The sequence below is a fragment of the Paraburkholderia sp. BL18I3N2 genome (genome assembly GCF_003001875.1).
GTDB lineage: Bacteria > Pseudomonadota > Gammaproteobacteria > Burkholderiales > Burkholderiaceae > Paraburkholderia > Paraburkholderia phytofirmans.
Window position 1 is genome coordinate 17,804 of the sequence record NZ_PVNC01000033.1, and the last position, 23,897, is coordinate 41,700.

The following is a 23,897-nucleotide window of genomic DNA, read 5'->3' on the forward strand; positions in this document are numbered from 1 at the left end:
AAATCGGGACGATGAGTCGGCGAGAAACTCTTGGCAACTACGCGGTATTGGCGCTCGGCGTCATCACGTTCGCAACAACGGTTTTCGCGGTGTGGCAGCACTTTTCGCCGTTGCCGTACGGCGACTCGTGGGACGGCTCCATTGGCTTCTATATGCGCGCCGCGCAAGATCCCTGGCACGCGTTTTTCGAACAGCATAACGAGCATCGCCTGACGTTCTCGCGACTGATATTTTTCGCCGACATCCGTTATTTCGGCGGCCGAAATGTCTTTTCCCTCATTTCCAATCTGGTGCTCGCGGGTGCGCTTGCGGCGGCTTTTTTCCGCATCACGATCCACTACCGCCCTACTCTCTCGCGGCAGACGCGCTTCGGACTGGCCGGCGCCATCCTCGTATTCGCCTTCTCGTGGATGCAGCGGGAAAACTTCGCATGGGGATTTCAAAGCCAGTGGTTCGCCGTTTATCTCTTTGCGCTGCTCGCGTTCCATTCAATCGATCGCACCGCCGAAGCCAATGCCGGCGACAAATCAGCCAAACGCCTCGGCTGGCTGACGGCGGCGTTGGTCAGTGCATGGCTCGCGGCATACTCGATGTCGAGCGGTGTACTGGTGCTTCCCGCGCTGATCGTACAGGCACTCTACGTGCGGCTGAAACCGCGCGAACTGCTGGCAATCGTCATCGTGACCGTTGCCGTATGGCTCGCCTATTTCATCGACTGGCACAAGCCGGGTAGCAGCGGCAATCTGCTCGCCGGCGTGCGCGAACACCCGATTGCCGCGATTCGCTACGTGCTGCTCTATCTGGGTTCGCCGGCCTTTCAGATCAGGACCGGCCTCGCGGGCGCCTATGTCGCGGGTATTCTCGTGCTGGCGGCGCTCGCGGCAAACTGCTTCAGACTATTGCTCGCCAGTGCCGATCGTCCGCAAGGCGTAGCCCTGCTCGTATTTGCGTTGTTCATCGCGGGCAATGCGTTGCTGACGGCGAGCGGGCGGCTTTGGTTCGGGCTGGAGACAGCATTGGCTTCCCGCTATACGACCGCCTCGCTGATGGGCTGGCTCGCGCTGATCCTCTTTGCCGCGCTGAACAGCCGCACGCCGGAACAATTGAGGCGTGCCGTCTTCGTCGCCGCACTCGCGACCTTGGCCGTCGCGTCGGGTCAACGCTTCTTCGTCCGGGCGGATCGTGACGAGACTTACGGACGTTTCGTCGCCGGCCTTGCGCTGCGGGCCCATGTCTATGACGCGGAGATCATCCGCCCGGTCTATCCGTTTCCTGATGCTCTGCCGAACATCGCGCGGCAAGCCGAGGCCGAACACCTGTCCATTTTCGCGCCGGATCAGCCCGACTATCTGGTGCCGCCGAGCCAGGTCAACGCGTCCCTGCCCTGCGCCGGCAGCATCGACGACATCTCGGCGACGACGACCCCCGGCACATATCGCGCGACGGGTTGGATTTACGATCAGGCAGACAAGCGCACGCCGCGAGCAATCGTCGTTACCGACGCCACCGGCACGACGCTTGGCACCGGCGTCATCGGCGCCGAGCGAGGCGACGTTCGCAACATATTCGGACGAAGCGCCCGATACAGCGGCTGGACGGCTTTCTTCAAGGCGCCGGCAAGCGGCGGCATACGCGTCGGTGGACAAACAGCCACTGGTGCGTATTGCGCACTGCAGGCCGAAAAACCAATGCCCGCAGCATTGCCTGCGGCAGCGGCAGTTCAATAGACGCGGGCCGTAACGATGGCCGGCGGTTTCCAGGCCGTTTCTGGAGATGCCCCGGCTTGCTAGTATCATCTAGCCCTTACAAAGTTGCTGAACGCCCCATTCAAAGAGTTAACGCATGAACCAAACCCGCATCCTTCTTCCAGGCGGCGCCGGCCTCGTCGGCCAGAACCTCGTTGCGCGCCTCAAAGCGCGCGGCTACGACAATCTGGTCGTGATCGACAAGCACAAGGCTAACCTGGAAGTGCTTCGCAAGGTCCATCCTGACGTGACGGCAATTTATGCCGACCTGGCCGAACCGGGCGGTTGGGAGCAGCACTTCGAAGGCGCGGATCTCGTCGTGATGCTGCAGGCGCAGATCGGCGCTCCGACCATCGAACCGTTCATTCGCAACAACATCACGTCGACGCGAAACGTGCTCGACGTGATCAAGCGCAACCAGATTCCGTACACCGTGCACATCAGTTCTTCGGTGGTGAATTCCGTGGGCGAGGATTTCTATACGGAGACGAAACGCGAGCAGGAAGAGATCGTGCACGCCTCGGGCATCGAATGCGTGGTGTTGCGGCCCACGCTGATGTTCGGCTGGTTCGACCGCAAGCATCTCGGCTGGCTGTCGCGCTTCATGCATCGCGTGCCGGTGTTCCCGATTCCCGGCAGCGGCAAATACATGCGTCAGCCGCTCTACGTCGGCGACTTCTGCAATGTGATCATCAGTTGCATCGAGTCGCGCATCAAGGGCCAGTCGTTCAATATCACCGGCCTGGAACGCGTGGACTATATCGACATCATCCGCCAGATCAAGCGCGCCACTCGCGCACCGTGCGCGATCGTGCGAATTCCGTACGGTCTCTTCTATGTGCTGCTGAAGGTGTATGCCATCTTCGACAAGAACCCGCCGTTCACCGCGGACCAGCTCAAAGCATTGACGGCCGGCGACGAATTCGAAGTGATCGACTGGGAAGGCATCTTCAAGATCCGCGCTACGCCGTTCGCAAAGGCTATGGACGAGACCTTCAACGATCCGACGTATAGCCACATTGCACTGGAATTCTGAGTAGAGCCACATTATGAGCGAACAACGCATTGCAGTACTCGGCGCCGGGCCGATGGGTCTCGGCGCCGCCTACCAGCTCGTCAAGGACGGGCGCAAGCCGGTCATATTCGAAGCAGACGACCGGGTTGGCGGGATGGCCGCGTGCTTCGACTTCGGCGGCCTCTCCATCGAACGCTACTACCACTTCCACGCGATTTCCGACCACGCTTTCTTCGAGGTGCTGCGCGAGCTCGGACTCGAAGAAAAAATGCAGTGGCGCGAAACGAAGATGGGCTACTTCTATCAAGGCCGCGTGCAGCCGTGGGGTAACCCGATGGCGCTTCTGAAGTTCAAGGGACTCAGCCTGCAAGCCAAATTCCGCTATGGCCTGCACGCGTTTCTATCGACCAGGCGCAACGACTGGAAGCCGCTCGATCACGTCGAAGCGACGGGCTGGATTCGCCGCTGGATTGGTGAAGAAGCGTGGGAAGTGTTGTGGCGTCGTCTGTTCGACTACAAGTTCTACGACTACGCGTACAACCTGTCCGCAGCCTGGATCTGGAGTCGTATTCGCCGTATCGGCCGTTCGCGCTATAACCTCTTTCACGAGAAACTCGGCTATCTCGAAGGCGGTTCCGATACGTTGCTGGAAGGTATGCGCCGTTATATCGAGGCCAACGGCGGCGAGTTTCGTCTTGGCACGCCGGCGCAGAAGGTCGTGATCGAGAACGGTAAAGTCAGGGGCATCGAAGCCGGCGGCGAGTTCCTGCCGTTCGACAAGGTCATCAGCACGATTCCGCTTCCGTATGTGCCGCGCGTGATGCCGGATTTGCCCATCGAGATACTCGACGCATTCCGCAGCGTCAAGAACGTGGCCGTGGTGTGCATTATCGCGAAGCTGAAGAAACCGGTAACCGAAAACTTCTGGCTTAACACTAACGATCCGGAGATGGATATTCCGGGCATTGTCGAATACACGAATCTGCGGCCGCTCGATCATCACGTGGTCTACGTGCCGTTCTATATTCCGGGCGAACACCCGAAGTACCAGGAACCGGATTCGGCGTTCATCGACAAAGTGAAACGCTATCTGATGAAAATCAACCCGGCGCTGAAGCCGGACGATTTCATCGACGTGCGCGCGAGCCGGTATCGCTTCGCGCAACCGATTTGCGAGCCGGGTTATCTCGACCGCCTGCCGCCGATCCAGTTGCCGGTGGAAGGCCTGCTCGTGGCGGATACGTCTTACTACTACCCGGAAGACCGCGGCATCTCGGAGAGTATCGGCCTATCGCGCAAGATGGCGAAGATGATATGACCCGGGTTCATGCACTCGCCAAGCGCACCTTCGTCTCGAAGAGCTTTCTGCTGTTCCTGTTGACCGGCGGCTTTGCCGCAGCGGTCAATTGGGGAAGCCGGATTGTCTACAACAAGTGGATGCCTTATTCGGCCGCCATTGTCGTCGCGTATATCACCGGGATGATCACCGCGTTCATTCTGGCGAAGCTGTTCGTGTTTACGAAGAGCACGCAGTCGACGGGCCGGTCGGTGTTCTTCTTTACCCTCGTCAATCTCGTTGCCGTCGTGCAGACCTGGGCTGTGAGTGTTGGATTGGCGTACTACGTGTTTCCGCGGATGGGCATGACCTGGCATGCGCGAGATCTAGCGCATGCTGTCGGCGTCGCCGTACCGGTGTTCACGAGCTACATCGGGCACAAGAAGTGGAGCTTCAAGCACTGAAAGTTCAGCGTGAAGCAGCCGATCTATCCGCCAATACGATCAACGCACCGGTTTGACTTCAGCCCGGAACACATCGCCGGGTGGCGCGTGGACAAGGAAAACGCCAGCTTGCGTCGATACGATCTCGTACGGATACCACGGAACCGCGAAGCGCAACGCGCTGTTCACCAGCATCAGCAATAAAAGCAGCGTAGCGCCGTAGCGGGCAAGCGCGATTCTGCTTTTGGCGGCCGCGATGACGAACGTCCACATGCACAGAATGAGCGGAAAGAAGGTGTACCGCGCACTCACGCCCGACCACCGGACGGGCAACTCCGGCGCGTCGCTCCGCACCACGCCGAGCATCCAGAAGGCGACGGCGAGTGCGAGCGCAATCACGCAGACGTTGCGCCACTTGCCGGGCAAAGTCGCCACACACACCAGCACCGCGGCGAATAGCGCGAATGAAACGTAAAACATGCCCTTGCCCAAACCATTGATCCACCGGTCGGCGAGTAAGAAGTCGAGCACGAAATAGTGGAAAAAAGCGCCCAGCCAGCCGAAGTGCAGATACTCGCTTGCAGCGTGAGCTGCCGGATGGTTTGGCGGGCTTGTCAGTAGCGTCACCAGTTGAACCGCGCCGCCGGCCACGACCGCCAGCAGCGGCAACCAACACAGGCGCTTTGCAGACCGCTTCAGGTGAGCCACGATGCCCAGCGCGGCAATGGGCGAAAACAGAATGCTGAACGGGCCGGTCAGCGAGAGGAGACCGATGGCGACACAACGGCCGAAGATCCGGCTCGTGTCGGTGCGCTGCGTGCAGTCCCAAACCATCGCAACAAGCACGGGCGCGAGCACCCATTGGAGATTCGTGACGGTCAACCAGGCCTCGCCGTTGTGAGGAATGAGAACGGGCGACAGACCGATCACATAGGCGCCGGCACGCGGCAAATAACGCGCGGCGATCACATACAGGTACAGACAGGAAACAAGCGTGGTGGACGTGGTAAGCCAAACGAATGCATGCGGCGTGGAAGTAACCGTCCCGAACCACGTATATCCGTATATCAGCAGGCGCGGCACCGCATGCAGATATCCTGCATAAGGCGTGATGATGGCTCGCGCGCCAAGTTCGAAACCTTCTTTGATGAAAATGGGCGCGTCTTCCGCCCAAAGGTAACCGCGAGTGAGTCGACCGTGCATGCGGATAAATAGCACGACGAGAGCGAGAACGAAGACGAAAGCACCATCGACTAAAGACCTGCGTCGTGACAGCTCATTCTCGATGCTAGAAACGGGGTCTATCTGAATCTCGGCCATCGTTATCGTTGAACAAGGTTCGCACTATTTGCTGAACGCTCAACCGCCTTTGGCGACCAGCGGCGACGCAAAGCCCGCGCCCAGTTTTGCGACGGCACCTCGACCAGCCTGTTCATTGCGAACGCGAGAACCAGTGCGCCACAAACCGTCGCGATCCAGACAGGAACCGGCCCGAAGCGGGGATAGAGAATCACCAGCGACACGCTCAGTATCACGTAGTGGTTGAGATACAGGCTGTAGGAGATTTTCCCCAACCAGTGTCCAATCGAATAAACGCGCCCTTTCTTGATGGTGAAGGACAGCGCCATTAGCAGAAATGCTCCGATTGAAACCCCGAGGTCGCCGAAAATGCGTCCGCCGATGCTCCACGGATTGTCGAACGGGTAGGAGAACAGGACCAACGCCGCGACCCACCACATGGCGCGTGACTTGGCCGGCAACGCAGTAACTCTGTCGACAATCTCAAAACGACGCGAATAAAACCACGCGCCTATGATGAAAAACGTGCCGTAGTGCGTCGTCAGAAGCGCATCCTGAAGCGGCCAGGGAATATGGGTAGGCGATCCGGCCAGCGCCGCAATACCGATGAGCGTCGAACTCACTACCGCTGCAATGACAGCCTTGAATCGAAAGCGGTTGACGAGAAAGGCAATGATCGGGAATGCCAATGACCACCTCATTTCATGCACGATCGACCACATCGGTGGATTGATCGCGCTGGTGTCGTAGCTTCCAATCATTTTCAGATGATCGAAGATCACCTGCTTGTCGAGTGCGGGATGCGCCGTGTACATCCAGCCGCGCTCCCAGACATAACCCGCGCGGCCGACGAGCCAGTACAGACCGACGGCGACCACGAGCGACCCAATGAACGGAGGATAAAGCCGGATGATTCGCGCGGCGGCAAACGTAGGGTAACGGCGCGACCTCAGTTCGCCATACATATGCGCGAGCGCATAGCCGCTGAGCATGAAGAACACGACCACTGCCTGGTGGCCGGCCCACAAAACACGCAGGGGAGTCCATTTCAGCCATCCCCACAGCGGCTCGACCTTGTAAAGCCCTGCTACCGTGGTATGCGCGAAAACGACGATCAAGGCCGCATAGCCCCGCAGCATGTCCAGCGACGGCGCTCGGTCCTTTCCCGCGCTTACCGAATCCACCATAAATCGCCTCTCCCGCCGCCTATTTCTGAGACAACGATTTTACCAGTGATTTTCCGGCATTTTTCCCTTCACACCAATCGGCGGGAGCGGAATCTCCCCAATGCCCGACTTCAATTGATGGAGCGAGCCTTTTTGCGCAGCGCTAACTGCCGCGAACACAGGCCGATTTTCCGATGCCATGCGACGGCTTAAGGGCCTTACCGCGCGGTCCTGATGGTCGTGCCGAATGAATCGCCGGGTGGAGGCGATAACCGGTACGAAACGGCATTACCGGTCACTAGCGACGTAATATTCGTCGCGGGCCATTTCCCGCTCGCAAAACCAGTCGCGCTGGAAATACAGATCAGCAGCAGGGGCGCACCCGCTGCCAATTTGGCACCAACGCCATTCGCCTTTGAAAGGCAAATAACCAGTGTCCAGAAGCAGAACACGAATGGCACGTAGAGATATCTCGATCCACCCATCGACCATCGCATGGGGAGATCCGTGCGGCCAAACCGGGCTATGCCAAGTGCCCAGAACAGCACAGCGAGAAAAACAAGCGCGACACATGCAAAACGATAATTGCCGGGCGTCTTGTACAGCGCAAAACCACAACATGCGATAGCGATAAGCGACGCGCCTATGCGCATGCCAACGCTCCATTTATCGTTCAACGAAGCCGGACTTATAAAATCGAGAACAAAATACCGCAGGAAAGAACTGATCCAATGGAAATCCGCCGGATTGAAATTGACCAGCCCGCCTTGCGAGCTCGCGTGCAGCAGGCACGCCATTTGGGCCGTCAGCGCCAAACCGTATGCGACAAACAGGCCCCATGTGCGACGTGTCCACTCGCGCCGCCCCTTGATGAAAGCAGCCCCAATCACGAACACACTGAACACAAGGCCAAACGGACCCGTGAGAGCCAGCAGAACGATTAGCACCGCGTCGAGATAAAACACTCGCGCTGGAAAAACCTGTCCGGCCACGAATTCCCGCCAGAGCAGAACGAGAAGCAAAGGCCCGAGGATCCATTGGAGATTGGTGACGGTCAGCCATATTTCGCCATCCTGAGGGACGACAATCAGCGCAAGCGCGAAGCACATGGCCGCAACGCGGCCGACATGGCGATACACGGCAGTGAAGAGCAGTGTTGCAGCGCCGGCCAGCACGATCGCGCAGACCCACGCCAGGACCAGCGGCGCGTGGACAGGCGACCCCAGTGATGCATATGCCGCGACGAGCAGGCGCGGAACGGCGTGAAGATAGCCCGCGTATGGCGCGAATATCGACCTGAAGCCCTCCTCATAGCCGCCCTTGAGAAAGATCGATACGTCCTCCGCCCAAAGAAAGCCTTGTGTCAGGCGTTGCGGCATCCGCGCAAACGTCAGCCCGAGGGTGATTGCAAAGACGGCTAGCAGCCAGATCCCGTTAGAGGTCTTGTCATCGATCACCGGAGCATTCGGGCCGGCCGTGATGGGCGCCCCCGCTGCCCAGATGCGGTCTTTGGATTTCATATTTTTTTATCGATCAATACGACTTTGCACACTGACAGCGGTCCGCCGAATGCGGGCTGAACGCAAGCGCGAGCGGGCGAGTTCAACGATGCCCGGCCCGCGACTGTCAGCGACATGCCAATCAGGACTGCGCGAACTTCGCCTTCAGAATGGCGACGATCTGAGCGCCCGCAGTCCCGTCGCCAAACGGGTTCTTGCCGGCGGACATGGCCTGATAAGCAGCGGGATCGTCGAGCAAACGCGCCGTCTCACGAACGATCGTGGCCACATCCGTGCCGACCAGTTTGTTGACACCGGACTCGACGCCTTCCGGCCGCTCGGTCACATCGCGCATTACGAGAACCGGCTTGCCCAACGCGGGCCCTTCCTCCTGGATCCCGCCCGAATCGGTCAGGATAATGTGACTCGCCGCCATGAGCCGCTGGAACGGCTTGTAGGTCAGCGGCTCTTCCAGATAGACGCCCGGCTGATCGCTCAACACGCGGTTGACGACCTCCCGGACTTTCGGATTCATATGCACCGGATAGACGATACGCACGTCGGGATGCGCCTCGGCGATCGTCCGCAACGCTGTGCAGATATTCTCGAAGCCAGGTCCGAAACTCTCGCGACGATGCCCCGTCACCAGCACGATGCGCCGCCCTTCCGCGAGCGCGGCCTCGACTCGCTCCGGCAACTCGACATGCTCGTTCTTCAGGCGTTCGAGCATCAGATACAGCGCGTCCACCACGGTATTGCCGGTCACAAAGATCTGTTCCGCGGGCACCTGCTCCGCCAGCAGATTCTTCTTCGACAGTTCCGTCGGTGCGAAATGGAGATCGGTCACGAGCGACGCCACGCGTCGATTGAGTTCCTCCGGAAACGGCGCGGCCATGTCATGGCTGCGCAACCCGGCTTCGATGTGCCCGACGCGAATGCGACGATAGAAAGCCGTCAACGCCGCCACCTGAACGGTCATCGTATCGCCCTGCACGAGGATGATGTCGGGCGACTGCGCGGCGAGGAATTCATCGATCGCGGTGAACAGACGCGCGCTCAGCCCAGCCAGCGACTGATTCTGCGACATCACGTCCAGACTCGCGTCCGGCGTCACGCCGAAGTCCGCGAAAGCCTGCATCAGCATTTCCCGATGCTGTCCGACCGAGCACAGGCACACGTCGAAATCGTCGGGCGCCGCGCGCAGCGCCTGCACCACCGAGATGACCTTGATCGCTTCCGGCCGCGTGCCGGCAAACACCACTACTTTTTTCTTTGCCATGGTAAATATCCTTTTATTCCGGCAGCTTCAGACCACTTCGGGCCGCGCATCGGTCAACTTGAAGTAACGGCTTTGACGCTGAGGCAGATACGACGCATAGCGAACGTAATCGGCGTTCGTGCGAGTCAGGACGGCCGCGAAAATCTCCGCGTGCCGCGTGTAGGCTTCCGTCGGCGTCATCGACTGGAACGACTGCTGCAAACTCTCGCGTGGCTGGCGCACCGGCCGCTCGGCGTGCTCGACCATCGTCCTGGCCAGTTCGTCGCGAACCGCGTGCAGTTCCCATTCGTTGACGATGGCCTGATAGAACTCGGCGCCGTCCAGCGTCGACCAGTCGTCACGATAGGCGCGAATCACCGTGCTTGCCTCGCCGATCAACTGTTCGCGGGCACCGCCGACATCGGTGGCGATGACCGGCGCGTTGCGCTGAAGCGTCTCCGATATCGCCAGACTCCAGCCTTCGGTAAAGGACGGCATTACGACTGCGCGCGCCAGATCGACGAATCGATAGACGTCGGACCGATAGCCGGGCATCGACACCACGCCTTGCAAGCCGTGATGCGCGATGCGCTCCTGGAGCCGTGCAGCGTAGCCGGCATCCGAATGCTTGCCAAGGATCACGAGGCGGATGTCGGGCCGCTTCGCATGCGCGATCGCAAACGCGTCGATCAACAGACCCTGACCCTTCACCGGATTGATCGAGGCGACGTTGACGAATACGGGACTATCCGCTGGAAATCCGAGCTCCTCGCGCAGCGCGAGGTCGCGCTCCGGTTCGAGCAAGGGCATCGCGCTGCCCGAGTCGCAGCCGTTCGGCACGACGATCATGCGCTCCGCGCTCAGGCGCAGATTCACATCGGCGAACATCGCGACATTGGCCGACACGCAGATATACGCGTCCGTCACTTCATCCACGCGACGCCACTGTTCCTTGCCCGCGGCATCGAGCCACATGTACATGTTATGCACGGTCTGGACGAACGGTATTTTCAGCGAAGCGCACACGTCACTCAGCGTCAGCGAATAGTGAGCATTGACGAGCGCCACCTTCCGCTCGACCAGCACCGCGCGAAGCTCGGCGGGATCGCCCGGCAGGCGCACGTAGTCGAACTGGCGCTGCTTGAGTTCGGCCTCGGCCTCGGTCGCGATGTCGCCCGTGACGCCGAGCATCGGTTGAAAGCCCGCCTTGCCCAAACGGTCCAGCAAGTCGAAGACAACGCGTTCGAGACCGCCGACCATGAAGCTGTCGACCTGCAGCATGACAACCGGCGCGACCGAAGGGTTGAAGGCGGCGGCGTCCGGCACGATCAGCGGCTGCGTGCTGTTGATCGCCTTCCAGAAACGGCGCGCGGAGTCGACGACGTTCGCGGGCGCCGCTTCGATCACCATGGGGTGAAGCAACGCCAGTCCAAGGAACACTTTGTGGTCCAGTGCAATACACAAGTCCACATGATCGTAGACGTCGCTGCGCAATGCGTACGGGTTGTCGCCCGCCTCGAACACGGCGACGATCACCACGCCCGGCGCTTGCGGTCCCAAAGACCGCAAATCGGCGGCGGCGACGATTTTCAGTTGCGCGTCGTCCGCATTCAGGTCGCCCGTGCCGCGCTCGCTTGCCGGCAAGACAGACGCGAGCGCCTGGCTGGATGCCCAGCGCGGCGCATCCGCGTCGAACTGCCCGAGCCATTGCGCGACGCGCCCTTCGTCAAGCAACAACGGCGCATTGGGGAAGCGCTTGACGGGAGCCGGGACCGGCGCGGGAGGCGGAGCGGCCGGTGCGGGCCGGCGGGCGCGGCCCGTCATACCTAGCCGCCGCGACAGCGCGCGAGTTGCGCGCAGCAACCTGGCCTTCAAGGTCCGCGCAACGGCGGCACGCAGCGCCTCGCTAGTCAGCACCTGTTCATTGAGCGCGGCCGCGAGACGAGCCTTCTCTGCTTCGTCTGCAGCAGCGGTCTGTTTGAGAGCAGCCACTTCGCGATCCTTCTCTCTAATCACGGCTTCGAGGCGGTCTGCCTCGATCCTGCCCGCCTGAATCAAGCCCTCAAGGCGAGCCTCTTCATCTTTGCCTTGCCGGATGACGCCTTCCAGCCGGTCGGCTTCGCCTTTCAAGTGCCGGGCGACATCCTCCAGACGCTGTGTCTCGCCGTACAGGAAGGTGTTGCGGTCCAACAAGGCTTCGAGCTGGGTGTCTTTTGCTTCGAACACACGCTCGTAAAACCCCCGGTGTTCACGCCACACCAGCCCGGGCCGATACTCGGCATCGGCAAGATAATTCAGGAGATAAGCGCACCGTGCGCCCAACTCGGCCAGTTGCGACACTTCCGGCAACCCGAAGCTCAACGGCTTCGCTGTGTCGCCGAGAATGTTCACCCAGTCGCCCGACAGAACCCGTTGGACTTCCTGCACCGCCCGCTCGAGATACCGGCGCGCGGCCTCATAGTCGCGGCGGGCTACGGCAAAGCTGGCCGCCAGATCGAGCGCGGCAACCGTCTTGGTTGTCAGCAGCGGGCTAAACGGAACCGGGTCCATCGCGGCGCACTTCAATGCCCAAGCCTCGGCACCTTCCAGATCGCCTACCGCCTGCAACAGTTTCGCGGCCACATAACTCTGCGAGATCGACCACCGCAGATATTGTGCGTCCTTCTTATTCGTATCCAGGTACGCCTGAATCTCCGCCACGCAAGTGCGCACCGTGTCGGTCGAGGCCCGTGCGGCAAGCACGCGATACGCGTGGCCGCACAGCGCGGCGCCGTAGTCGGCGGTGTCGTGCGGCGCCTGCTCCAGCACTCGCGCTTGCAGGCTTCCCAATTCGGCGTCGTTGTTCATGCGCGTGCCGATGGTCACCATGCTCCGGAAGAGCCATGGATTCACCATGTTGCGTGCGTCCGGCAGGACATTGAACGCCGGCGAATCGGCGTGCTGGAACATCGTATCGACAAAAGCCGAAGCATCCGCACCGACGGGATCGCGCATCGACACGACAATCAGATGACCATCGCTGGCCACGAGGCGCTCGTCGAGTGCCGTCTTGCGCCAGGCGACGTCCGACGGCGCACCCGGCGGCAAAATAAACGCGCATTCCGGCAGCCAGCTTGCGTGGGTCGAACCGGTACTCGCGCGCAGCAGTTCGACCGGCGACTGTAATTCGACAGATGCGTCGCCCGCACTTTCCGGCGCCTGAAGGCCGAGAATCAAGCGGCCGCCCGGCCGCACGATGTCGGCGAGCCGTGGCCAGTCGAGCGGCGCGAAGCGGCGAAGGTCGCGGCAGATCACCACGTCGAATGAATGGCTCGCAAGGTCATGCAATGCATCACTGGCCCACGGCTTGAAATCGACGCGTCCGGCCTCGCCATACTGAGTCGACGCGTAACCGCACCGCGACGCGTCCGGCACGAGGCCGAGCACGTGGCGCGCGATTGAATTCTGCGCAACGATGTAAGCGCCACTGCCGGCCGTATCGTCCAGCACGAGAACGGTGTCGCCGACTCGAACGAAACCGTCGATCTGCGTGAACTCGGCGGCTGCGGTTTGCGACACCGGGTCGATATGCCGCAAGATATCTTCGGCCGGTGCGGGGTGGTGTTCCGCCGACGCGTTCGCAGCACGCTCGAACGCGCAGACTTCGTAGCCGCCCAACGGCGGCAGCGGATGAGTCAGCCGCGCGAACGTCGAGCGGGCGTGAATGCGAAACCCAAGTTCGAAGGCCTGTTTTTTGGCCTGGCCGGCTGATGCTGCGTCGCTGCGGTTCTGCGCGGCCGGTGTCACCAGCGCGACGTTCCTGATCCCCGCCTGCGCAATCAGCTCGAGCCACGTTGCCGCTTCGGCAGCCAACCCGTTCAGCGGGAGAATCACGATCGCCGCGTCGAAAGATTCACGCCGGGCAATGTCGAGAGCGGGCGCCGTGACGGACGCCGCTTCGAGCCGGTCGGACACGAACCGATGATCGGCTTGCGCCCCGCCATCCGCGTCGAGCGAAAGCGCGTACGGATCGGTTCCCGCGGCCAGCAGGAAGTCGAGCGCATCAGCGGCGTGCGCGCCGATGTACAGTACCCTGCCGTGCCCGAAACAGGTGACGCACTGGCGCAAGCATGCTCGCACATCGTGGCTTGAAAACACGGTCATACAGTCGATACCAAGGTTTTGTACGGCGAGCCGTTTTGTCGAAGAAGGTCAGCCGCCCTGCTTGTTGCGACTGACAGGCGTTGACTTACGAGGCTTCGCCGGTGGGTGCTTCAAGTTCGGCGCGCATGTGCAGATCGCACACGCCACCGAAGAAATGCGTGTCGACGCGCGCGCGGACCATGAAGAACGCGGCCTCGTCGATCCAGTGCAAGATCGCCTGATCGGAGAAGTTCATCGACTCCTGGTGGATCAGCGAAGCCTGCACTTCGTAGAAATTTTCGCCCAACGCGCAGGAGTCCATCGTGAAGACGACGGAATGCTCTTCGCCCGCGCGGAATTTGCGGTTCCAGAAAATGAACCCATCCTGCTTGCCGGCGATCAGTTCGGCATCCTGGTTGAACGTCCCCCAGGAGTACATCTTGATGCCTTCCTTGTTGCGGATGCGCAGGTTGACATAGAGCTTGTCCATGTCCTCACGAATCGAGAATTTCACCACGATCTTGACTGTATCGCCGGTATAGAACGTGGTGCATTGCTCGCCCGCGCCGTCGAGCACGGAGACGTCTGTAATCAGCGCCTCGAGGCTGCCGAATTCGAACTTGCCGCCTTCGTTGCGCGCCTCGGTTTCCATCTGATCCGCTGCGTCCGAGACGTTCGACACGGCTTGCCCGAGATGGCCTTCAGCGGCAGCGGCCTCGAGCGGCTCGGCCGTCGCGGCGGGCGCCGTCAGCTGCGGCGATTCGACGGGCGCCGCGACCGCCGGTGCGGTGTTCGCCTTGAGCGCCTGCTTGTGCTCGGCGATCTCTTTCTGCTTGGCGAGGTTTTCCTCGTCGTGCAATAGTTTGCGATAGGCCAGCACGACTTCGCCGGACGGCCCTGCCGCCATGACCTCGCCGTGGTGGAGCAAAATCGCGCGGTCGGTAAACGTTCGGACCGATTCGATGTCGTGCGACACGAACAGAATCGCGACGCCGCGATCCCGCAACTGGCGAATGCGCTGATAGCAGCGCTTCTGGAACAGCGCGTCGCCGACGGCCAGTGCCTCGTCGACGATCAGCACGTCCGGGTTCAGCTGCACCTGCACTGCAAAGGCAACGCGCACCATCATCCCGCTCGAGTAGTGCTTGACGGGTTGATCGAAGAAATCGCCGATCGCCGCGAAGCGGATGATCTCCGGCATGGCGGCGTCCATTTCCTTGCGCGTCAGGCCAAGAATCGAGCCGTTCAGATAAGCGTTCTCGCGGCCGGTAAACTCCGGGTTGAAACCGCTGCCCAATTCCAGCAGGGCCGCGACCCGGCCATGGACTTCCACGTCGCCCTGGGTGGGCGACAGGACGCCGGCGATGATCTGCAGCAGTGTCGATTTACCGGCGCCGTTACGGCCCACGATACCCACTGCCTCGCCCTTCTTCACGTTGAAGGAGATGTTGCGCAGCGGCCAGAATTCGCCGAAAAACTGCCGACGCCCGCGAAGCAGCATCTGCGCCAGCCGATGGTGAGGCTTCGCATAAAGTTCGTAACGCTTGCTCAAATCGCGAACGTGGATAGCTATATCGTCCAAGACCACTCTCTTTGTTGATGAACAGCTTTACACAAAGCTGTGATCGGGAGCCGCCCGCCTCTCTTTGCGCGGCGGCCCCGGTTAGCCGACTAGGTCAGCGCCTCGATGAGTTCCTTCTCGCCCGTGGCCTTCTGCTCGACCAGCCGCTCGCAGATGGCCCGATTGTGCGCGGCCATCTCCATGCGCGTGGCCGCGTCCGGAATCAGCCCCTTGGCAAAATCCTCGACACTCACGTAACGCATGCCGTACGTGTTGAAGTCGCCGATGTTGGGCGTGCCCACGATGGGCACGATGCCGAACGCCAGATACTCGATCAGCTTCGTCGGACAGGACACGTGGTTCACCACCATGTCGTCGCGCAGAATGAAGCCGAAATGGCACTGCTGGTACACCTCGTTGAGCTCGGCACGCGTCGCGCTGGCCACATGGAAGTTCGGGTGGTTTTGAACCTCGGGCGCCGCCGCGTTTCTCATCACCTCGACATCCGGCGTGTACATCCACCAGTCGGCGTGGTCCAGTGCTCGCGCAACCACGTTCATCATGGCGGGTACGTTTTGCCACTTCTGCGTGCCACCGGCATAAATGACCGTGGGCCGGCCATCCTTGTAGGGCCGCGCCCCTTCGCTTCCTTCTTCCAATGCGAAGATCGGCAAGACAATCACTTTCGCGCGCAACAGCTCGCGGTACTTGTGCGCGAGATAGTTGCCCATGGCCTGCGACACGACAATTACACGGCTCGCTTTCTCCACCGCCATGCGCTCGCAATCGTCATGGATACGCGCGGAGAAGAAATCGTTGTGCATCCGGAACTCTTCGGGCACGACACCGTGCACGTCGAGCACCCATTTCAGGCCCGGCGCGCGAAGCGCCGCTTCCGCTGCCGCATTCGGCATGCGCAAGACGCTGTGGAAATAAACGCGTTTGAAGCGGCGCGCCAGCAGCGCTACGAGCCGGCGCTGATTGGCCGACCTCAGGTGGATATTCAGCACCCATGCGTTGTGCGCCGCTCTTTCAATAAAGGGCTTGGCCTCTACATGATCCCGCACATCGCAATACACCCTGTGTTTCGAGGGAAACAGCGAATCGATTGCCTTGACGCGCTGAAAATAGCCATCGCGCTCACGCTCCTTGGTCGGATACGGAGCGAAGAAAAGAATTCCGTCGCCATGCCGCAGCAGTTGCAACAATTCGTATCCGCGTACGAGGCGGCTCACCTTCGAAGTGGGGAATTGCGCGGCGCGAGCCAGCCGGTTCGTCACGCGCTGCTTGAAGCTGAGCGGCTTGTCCTGCGACTTGGCGGCTTGCATCGCGGTCAGCTCGCGAGCCGTACGCGACGTCCTGGCGACTAGCGCATCCAGTTCATTAGCGAACGACTCGAATCGAACCTTCATACGCTGCACGACTTGCGGCGAGACCCCTTCGCCGTCCGTCGACAGGTATTGCTCGATATCCGCGTCGATGCCGTTGATCACGGGCAACAACGACGCCACAGTCACGGGTTCGTCGACATGACGCCCCATCACCAGCGAACGCAAGTCGTTCAACTGCTCAGCCTGCCTGCGCGCGATTTCGCCATTTAGATGCTTCGAATAGGCCTCGAGGCCTTCCACGAGCGTGCGCATCTGGCGCGCGTAGAGATGATGCGTTTCGAGGTGAATCGGAAACCGTTTCGGCGAGGCAATCGCAAACAACGAATCCTGCATCCACGCGGTCACGGACAGGCGCGTGCGGTCCTGCCATGCGCGGCCATGCTTCTCTTCGAAACGCGCGCGATTCTGCGCGGCGAATCCCTGCGCCTCGACGACATCCAGCTTGCCGAACGACGCCGAGCCCCAATGGTGGATGTATACATCGCGCGCCACGTGCATCTTGAATCCGCCTTGCAAAATGCGGACGCAGTGGTCGTCGTCTTCGTATGCGCCTGGAAAGAAGCGCTCGTCGAGCACGCCGACGCGTTCGATCAACTCACGCGAAAACAGCACGCAGTAGTAACTCAGGAAGTCGCTGTCCACCGTCAAGCCGAGCCAGCCTTCGCGCCGGCGGATCGCGAACTCCTTGAGCACCGGCATATCGAGCGCGGCGCTGCCTTCGCCCAGTCGGTTGCGGTCGCCGAGATGGTAGGGAATGGGAATGCCCTGCTCATTGTTCGACGCGTTGGTCAGCGGACCGATCGCATCCTTATCCGCCGCGACGAGATAGTCCAGCCAATGGTCGGTGACGATGACGTCGCTATTGAGCAGGCAGATATGCGTGATCGTCGGATCCGCCAGGCAGTATTGGATCCCGATGTTATTGCCACCGGAAAAGCCGAGGTTCTTGTCTTGCTGAAAGAATTTGCCTTGCAAGCCTTGCTGGGCGACGGCATGTTCGAACGTGGCCTGCACGGCGGCACGCTCAGCCGGCCGGGATGCGTTATCGATCGCGGCCACCACGAATTCCGTATCGCTTCGGGTCTTGATCAGACTCTCGATCGCAAGCGCGAACACCTCCGCTGAATTGAAGGTTACGATAACAATGCCAACACGCGCCTTCTTGCTATTCATTATATTAATCCAATACCTGCCGACGTTAATTCGACTTATACCTTTAAGCGAATTTCCTAAAGCACATCAGGAAATCCTTTTTTGGATTTCATGAAAAACCAATAGCACGCGCACAGAAAAGCAATCGACACGGCCAACTGAATAATCATGCCGACCACATCCGGCCATTGGCCAAAGAAAAATACGTGCCGAACGTTTTCCAGCACCGGTGTAAAAGGATTCATCGCCACCGCGAAGCGCAGGATTTGCGGCACCATGTCGAGCGGATAAAACACCGGGCTCAGATACATGATAGCCATGGAAATCGGCGGCACCAGCAGCTTGATGTCGGGCAGATACACGCCGAGCGACGCCAGCAGATACGTCACGCCCAGCACGGCGAAAAACATCGGCAACAGAACGACCGGCAGTGCAATAGCGGACAGCGGCGGCAGCCCGACGAACACCAGGTTGAACAGGAGCAGAAGGCCGTAGCCGATCGCCGCGTTCACGACTGCGGACAAGGTAATGGCGAGCGGCAACACCTCCAGCGGGAACACGACCTTTTTGATAAAGTTCGGATTCTCGCGCATCAGCATCGGCGCGCGCAGAAAGCATTCGGAAAAGAACGTGTAAGTGATCAGCCCGCTGAAAAGAATCAGCGCGGACGCCTTGCTGTTTAACCCCTCGCCGGCCCAACGCGCCTTAAACACGACGCTAAAAACAAAGAAATAGACCAGCAAAGTCAGGATTGGCGTAACGATCATCCAGACGGAGCCGAGCGCCGAACCGCGGAATTTGGTCGCCAGGTCACGGCGGACAAAGTCCCACAAAAGCGACCGATGCCGCAAAACAGAAATTTGCATTGATAGGTTCCGACAAACCGTCTGCAATTCGATTGTCAAACCGATGCAAACGGTGCTAAAAATTCCGGCGGCGTGTTGACAGGCGCGCCGGAACGTCATGATTATTCGTGAATACAGCCGCCGCCATCTTAACCCGGCATTCTGCCGTAGCGGACTGAACGCCGTCAAATCAAGCCCCAGCACGCCTCACGCGGCTTCATGCAGACACCAAAGCGCCTGCGCCGCTATTCGAACTGGCCGATGCGCGGCGGCGACGCCAGCGTAAACGGCCGCACCTCGCAGCTGAGCGACAGATTGGGGTTGTACGCCGGATCGCGTTCGAACCAGCCTTCCCAACGTGCCTCCATGCGGCGGATTTCGCTCACGAACCGCTCGTACTTGTCCGGATCGAGGTCCGAGCCGCGAGTCGCCGATTCGTGGTGGTACATCTCGGCATACGGCGTCCAGATATTGCGGTAGCCCGCCTTCAGCAGCTTCATGCAGAAGTCCACGTCGTTGAAGGCGACGGCCAGGTCTTCTTCCAGACCGCCTACTTCGTCGTAGACCGACTTCTTGACGACGAGGCAAGCGGCCGTCACCGCCGACAGATTCTGCGTCGCCGCCGCGCGACCGAAGTACCCGAAGTGCCCGCGCTTCATCATGTGATGCATGTGGCCGGCAATCCCGCCGAGACCGAGCACCACACCGCCGTGCTGCAACGCGTCAGTCGGATACCACAGGCAGGCGCCCACCGCGCCGGCGCGCGGCAGATTGGCCAGACTGACCATTTCATTCAACCAGTCCGGCGAGATCACCTCGATATCGTTGTTCAGGAGACAGAGGAATTCACCGGTCGCCACGCGCGCCGCGTGATTATTCAGCGCCGAGAAATTGAATGGCGATTCATCGCGCAATACACGCACATTGGGACGCTGCGACACTTCGTCGAAATATTTCATTGTCTCCGGCTTCACGCTGCCGTTGTCGACGATGATGATCTCGAAATTCTGATAAAGCGTGTAGGCAAAAACACTGTCCACACATTGCTTGAGCAGCGCAAGCCCATCGCGCGTCGGAATGATGATCGACACTTTGGGTTGCGGACTCGGCAGCGTATAACGCACGCGCAGCACCCCGAGCGATTCCACCGGATGCTCGACCGTCGCGCTGATGTTCGCGCGCTTCAGGTGATCTTCCAGCGCGCGAATCGCGGCGACTAGCGCATACGGCTTTTCGCTGCCGCTGCCCGCCGTGCTGCCCGGCACGATGCGCCAGTGATACAGCACATGCGGAATGTGGATCACGCTGTCGTCGCCGGCGAGTTCCACGCAACGCAACGCCAGATCGTAATCCTGGCTGCCTTCGAAGCCCTTCCTGAAACCGCCCGCGTCCCGAACCAGCTTCGTCTCGAACACGCCCAGATGGGAGAACATGTTCTGCGTCAGGAACATCTGCGGGTTCCAGTCGCACTTGAAGTAAGGCGTGGTGCGTTTGCCCTCGGTGGTGAGCTTGTCTTCGTCGCTGTAGAACATCCGGCCTTGCGGATGCAGATTGATGTAGCGCGCCACCATGTACAGCGCGTGCGGCGGCAGCAGGTCGTCGTGATCCAGCAAGGCGACGTATTCCCCCGTTGCTAGCGCGAGCGCGCTATTGCTGGCTTCGGAAATGTGGCCGTTCGTCTCACGGAAGACGACCTTGATGCGGCTGTCGGCCGCGGCGAGCTCCTGCAGGACGGCTTTGACGTGCGGCTGGGTCGACGCATCGTCCGCGATGCACAGCTCCCAGTGCGGATAGATCTGCGCCTGCACCGACGCCACCATTTCGCGCAGCAGACGCTCGCCGCTATTGAACGTGGGCACGACGACGGAAATCAGCGGCTTGCGCGCCAACAGGCCGATTTCCGCTTCGATTTCGCGTTGCTTGGTCGGCGTGACCGTATCGTACTGGCTGATCCACTCGTGGTAGACCTCGTCACGCGGCGGACCGTCGGCGAATCCGCGTCCGCTTTTGAGCCGGCGCACGCGCGCCACGACGCCCGGCAGACCTTCGCGCCCGATCACCGACGCGTAATAGCCCAGCGCGCTGCCCAGCCCGCCCCTGACCTCGGCCTGCCGGCCAATGGTGCTGAATGCGAGGCGGACCGCCGCCGCGATACGGCCCACTGAACGCAGCGGTGCCGTCACACGCCACGAAGTCGACTGGAGCAAAGTGGCCTGCTCGACTTCCAGCTGCAGAATCCGATTGTTGAGCTTGGCAATCGACACGCCGTCGTTGAGCGCGTCGGTGAGCTGTTTCTCGAGCTGTGTCACGCGCGCCTGAAGACGGCGTGCATCCTCGGCGCCGGGCGACAACGGCTCATCTCGGGACACGTCCTGACTGACTGCTTCCTGCTGATGCTCATCAAATTTTGTGTTCATGCAATTCATTCCTACGCATCCGACGAGACGCCTGTTGCCCGTGGAGTTTTGGCCAATGGCACCGACTGCTGTCGCACCGCGTTTTAAAGTCTACCCAGCCGCCCGCGAATGCCGTCCCACATACCGAGCAAGGCCATTTTCAGATGGGCCAGCCGCTGCGAAGGCATCAATGAATAGATGACGAGCCGCACCGGAAACTTGACCAGTTCGGACGACTTCCACGTCCAGGGCACATAGGAGCGGCGAATCAGCACGATGGCGTTGCGGAACAGGTAGTAGTGGCGCAACGGGCTATGCATGGGATACGCGCGCCCCAGGATGCGGACCGGCTCGCCGCCAAGTTCATGGCTCATGTGCACCCACGGCACGCCCAACACCCGGTAGCCCTTCTGCTTGGCACGCACACACCATTCCAGGTCGACGAAATCGATGAAAAGCGCGTCGTCCATCGGACCAACGCTCGACCACCAGCGCAAATTGATGCACGACCCCGACGAAATCAGGAAGTCGACCTCGATAGGCTGATCGCCCTGCGGCACGATCCGCTCCAGCGTGCCCCACTTGAAGCGCACGAACGGCGCAAGGCCGCGCAGGCGCGCGTCTTCATAAGCCGGACCCGCCAGCGCGACCCGCTCGCCCGACGTGTTGGCCGCGTCGATCACCTTCGGCAACTCCGTGAATAGCGACGCTGGCGGCTCGCTGTCCTGATCGAAGATGATCGCCATGTCGAAGCCGCCGCGAATCAGCGCTTCGACGCCCTGATTGATCGCCGTCGCGATGCCCGCGTTCTCGCCGTTGGGCAGGTACTCGATCGCGCCGGCAAGTCCCAGCTCGCTCGCCGGGCGCACGTCCGGCGTGTTGTCGACCACCACGCAGTGCATCCATGCGGCGAGCCGGTTGGCCCGCTCGATACAGGCCGCATCGGGGTTGTAGAAAACAACGACGGCACCCGTACGCGATGTCAGCGGGGTGCCGCTCAACGCTCGCCCAGGCAAAGTTGCAAGGCGTCGCGCCAATCCGGCGCCTGCACGCCGAACGTCCGTGCGAGCTTGTCATTCGACATGCGCGAGTTGCCGGGCCGCTTCGCCGGCGTCGGATAGGAAGCAGCCGGGATCGGCTTGACGGTCGGCGTTTTCGCCAGGCCCGACAGTTCGAAAATGGCCTCGGCAAAACCGTGCCACGACGCCGAACCCGCCGCGGTCAGGTGATAAACACCCGAATGCTGCTGCCACCAGTCGCTCTGCCCCGGCGCCGCTGCTTGTGCGAGTACGTTTGCCGTGAGCGTGGCAATCGTTTTCGACCAGGTCGGCGCGCCGACCTGGTCGGCGACCACGCTCAATTCGTCGCGCTCCGCGCCCAGACGCAGCATCGTCAACAGGAAGTTCTTGCCGCGCGTGCCGTACACCCAGCTCGTGCGAAAAATCAGGTGGTCACATCCGCTCGCGGCGATGGCCTGCTCGCCGGCCAGCTTGGTGCGCCCGTACGCGTTTTGCGGATCGGCGGGATCGTCTTCGACGTAGGCGCCGTCTTTCTCGCCGTTGAAGACATAGTCGGTCGAATAGTGAACCAGCGCCGCACCCAGCTTTTTCGCTTCTTCAGCGAGCACGCCCGGCACTTCGCCGTTGATGCGCATGGCGAGATCGAGTTCCTCTTCCGCTTTGTCCACCGCCGTATAGGCCGCAGGATTGACGATCAGCGTCGGCCGGATGTTGCGCACCACGGCGCGAACCTGATCCGGATCGGACAGGTCCATCGCGGCGCGATCCACCGCGACCACGGTGCCGAGCCCTTGCAGCGTACGCGCGAGCTCGAAACCCACCTGGCCGTTTACACCAGTGACGAGGATCGTCCGCCTGGCATCATGTGCGCTCATGCCAACCCCTTATGCGAAGACGTCGGCATCGGCCAGAAGCTTGGCCGCGGCGTCTTTCGCCGCCAGCAGCGGCTCCTGGTCGATCGGCCACTCGATGCCGATCGCCGGATCGTTCCAGAGGATGCTGCGCTCGTGCTCGGGATACCAGTAGTCGGTCGTCTTGTAGAGGAACTGCGCGGACTCGGACAGCACCACGAAACCGTGCGCGAAACCGGGCGGCACCCACAACTGACGATGGTTGTCGACCGACAGAACCACGCCCGCCCACTTGCCGAAATTCGGCGAACTCTTGCGGATGTCCACCGCGACGTCGAACACTTCACCTTCGACGACGCGCACGAGCTTGCCCTGCGCATTCTGGACCTGGTAGTGGAGCCCACGCAGCACGCCCTTCGCGGAGCGCGAATGGTTGTCCTGCACGAATTCGACGCCCGGCTCGACCTGCTCGGCGAATTCCTTCGCATTGAAGCTCTCGAAGAAAAAGCCTCTCGCATCGCCGAACACTTTGGGCTCGATGATCTTGACTTCAGGCAGCGTGGTAGCGGTTACTTGGATGGCCATGCTACTTGGTCCGTAAGAAGGTTTTGTAGATACTTGCCGTAGGCGTTCTTCGCGAGCGGTTTGGCGAGCGCCTGCAACTGCTCGCCGTCGATCCACTTCTGCCGGTAAGCGATTTCTTCCGGACACGCGACCACCAGGCCCTGGCGCTTCTGCAGCGTGGCGATGAAGGTCGCGGCTTCGATCAGCGAGTCATGCGTGCCGGTATCGAGCCACGCGTAACCACGGCCCATGATTTCCACTTCGAGCGCGGCGTTGGCGAGATAACGCGAGTTGA

General features: G+C 60.9%; 17 protein-coding genes. 4 read left to right on the top strand and 13 right to left on the bottom strand.

Annotated elements, in window-relative coordinates; all coding sequences use genetic code 11:
* Nucleotides 1-11 precede the first annotated feature (11 nt).
* The 4 genes from B0G75_RS37875 (at nucleotide 12) to B0G75_RS37890 (ending at nucleotide 4,500) form a co-directional block, all read left to right on the top strand.
* Nucleotides 12-1,727 carry a hypothetical protein gene (locus B0G75_RS37875; RefSeq protein ID WP_106314765.1) on the top strand — a complete coding sequence of 572 codons (1,716 nt, stop codon included), beginning with the start codon at nucleotides 12-14 and terminating at the stop codon, nucleotides 1,725-1,727.
* A 115-nt stretch (nucleotides 1,728-1,842) separates the two neighbouring features.
* Entirely contained in the window at nucleotides 1,843-2,781 is a 939-nt protein-coding gene (locus B0G75_RS37880; RefSeq protein WP_106314766.1) for an NAD(P)-dependent oxidoreductase, read from the top strand.
* A gap of 13 nt (nucleotides 2,782-2,794) precedes the next feature.
* Nucleotides 2,795-4,078, top strand: coding sequence for an NAD(P)/FAD-dependent oxidoreductase (locus B0G75_RS37885; RefSeq protein ID WP_106314767.1), 1,284 nt, complete (start codon nucleotides 2,795-2,797; stop codon nucleotides 4,076-4,078).
* Complete coding sequence (locus B0G75_RS37890) at nucleotides 4,075-4,500, top strand: GtrA family protein (protein ID WP_106314768.1); 426 nt, start codon at nucleotides 4,075-4,077, stop codon at nucleotides 4,498-4,500. Before B0G75_RS37885 ends, B0G75_RS37890 begins: the two co-directional genes overlap by 4 nt.
* 39 nt (nucleotides 4,501-4,539) lie before the next feature.
* On the opposite strand, the gene B0G75_RS37895 is transcribed toward B0G75_RS37890, so the two are convergent.
* From B0G75_RS37895 to B0G75_RS37955, 13 genes are all read right to left on the bottom strand, one after another.
* Nucleotides 4,540-5,682, bottom strand: a complete 1,143-nt coding sequence (locus B0G75_RS37895) for a hypothetical protein (RefSeq protein ID WP_146142589.1) — start codon at nucleotides 5,680-5,682, stop codon at nucleotides 4,540-4,542.
* A gap of 119 nt (nucleotides 5,683-5,801) precedes the next feature.
* Nucleotides 5,802-6,965 carry an acyltransferase gene (locus B0G75_RS37900; protein WP_106314770.1) on the bottom strand — a complete coding sequence of 388 codons (1,164 nt, stop codon included), beginning with the start codon at nucleotides 6,963-6,965 and terminating at the stop codon, nucleotides 5,802-5,804.
* A 197-nt stretch (nucleotides 6,966-7,162) separates the two neighbouring features.
* Nucleotides 7,163-8,464 carry a hypothetical protein gene (locus tag B0G75_RS37905; RefSeq protein WP_106314771.1) on the bottom strand — a complete coding sequence of 434 codons (1,302 nt, stop codon included), beginning with the start codon at nucleotides 8,462-8,464 and terminating at the stop codon, nucleotides 7,163-7,165.
* Between the two features lie 121 nt (nucleotides 8,465-8,585).
* The gene (gene wecB / locus B0G75_RS37910; RefSeq protein ID WP_106314772.1) at nucleotides 8,586-9,722 is read right to left on the bottom strand and encodes a non-hydrolyzing UDP-N-acetylglucosamine 2-epimerase; all 1,137 of its coding nucleotides are present in this window, start codon (nucleotides 9,720-9,722) and stop codon (nucleotides 8,586-8,588) included.
* 27 nt (nucleotides 9,723-9,749) lie between these two features.
* The gene (locus tag B0G75_RS37915) at nucleotides 9,750-13,844 is read right to left on the bottom strand and encodes a glycosyltransferase (RefSeq protein WP_106314773.1); all 4,095 of its coding nucleotides are present in this window, start codon (nucleotides 13,842-13,844) and stop codon (nucleotides 9,750-9,752) included.
* Nucleotides 13,845-13,929: 85 nt separating this feature from the next.
* Entirely contained in the window at nucleotides 13,930-15,405 is a 1,476-nt protein-coding gene (locus B0G75_RS37920) for an ABC transporter ATP-binding protein (RefSeq protein ID WP_374956953.1), read from the bottom strand.
* Nucleotides 15,406-15,494: 89 nt separating this feature from the next.
* The gene (locus tag B0G75_RS37925; RefSeq protein ID WP_106314774.1) at nucleotides 15,495-17,948 is read right to left on the bottom strand and encodes a glycosyltransferase; all 2,454 of its coding nucleotides are present in this window, start codon (nucleotides 17,946-17,948) and stop codon (nucleotides 15,495-15,497) included.
* Between the two features lie 56 nt (nucleotides 17,949-18,004).
* Nucleotides 18,005-18,892 (bottom strand): ABC transporter permease, encoded by an 888-nt coding sequence (locus B0G75_RS37930; RefSeq protein WP_106314775.1) that lies wholly within the window; start codon nucleotides 18,890-18,892, stop codon nucleotides 18,005-18,007.
* Nucleotides 18,893-19,017: 125 nt separating this feature from the next.
* Nucleotides 19,018-21,189 carry a glycosyltransferase gene (locus tag B0G75_RS37935; RefSeq protein ID WP_106314776.1) on the bottom strand — a complete coding sequence of 724 codons (2,172 nt, stop codon included), beginning with the start codon at nucleotides 21,187-21,189 and terminating at the stop codon, nucleotides 19,018-19,020.
* An 83-nt stretch (nucleotides 21,190-21,272) separates the two neighbouring features.
* Nucleotides 21,273-22,169 (bottom strand): glycosyltransferase family 2 protein, encoded by an 897-nt coding sequence (locus B0G75_RS37940; RefSeq protein WP_181309438.1) that lies wholly within the window; start codon nucleotides 22,167-22,169, stop codon nucleotides 21,273-21,275.
* Complete coding sequence (gene rfbD / locus B0G75_RS37945) at nucleotides 22,166-23,062, bottom strand: dTDP-4-dehydrorhamnose reductase (RefSeq protein ID WP_106314778.1); 897 nt, start codon at nucleotides 23,060-23,062, stop codon at nucleotides 22,166-22,168. Before rfbD ends, B0G75_RS37940 begins: the two co-directional genes overlap by 4 nt.
* Nucleotides 23,063-23,071: 9 nt before the next feature.
* Nucleotides 23,072-23,623, bottom strand: a complete 552-nt coding sequence (gene rfbC / locus B0G75_RS37950) for a dTDP-4-dehydrorhamnose 3,5-epimerase (protein WP_106314779.1) — start codon at nucleotides 23,621-23,623, stop codon at nucleotides 23,072-23,074.
* Nucleotides 23,608-23,897, bottom strand: a 290-nt coding sequence (locus B0G75_RS37955; protein ID WP_374956954.1) for a sugar phosphate nucleotidyltransferase, incomplete at its 5' end; no start/stop codon positions are given. The genes rfbC and B0G75_RS37955, both read right to left, overlap by 16 nt.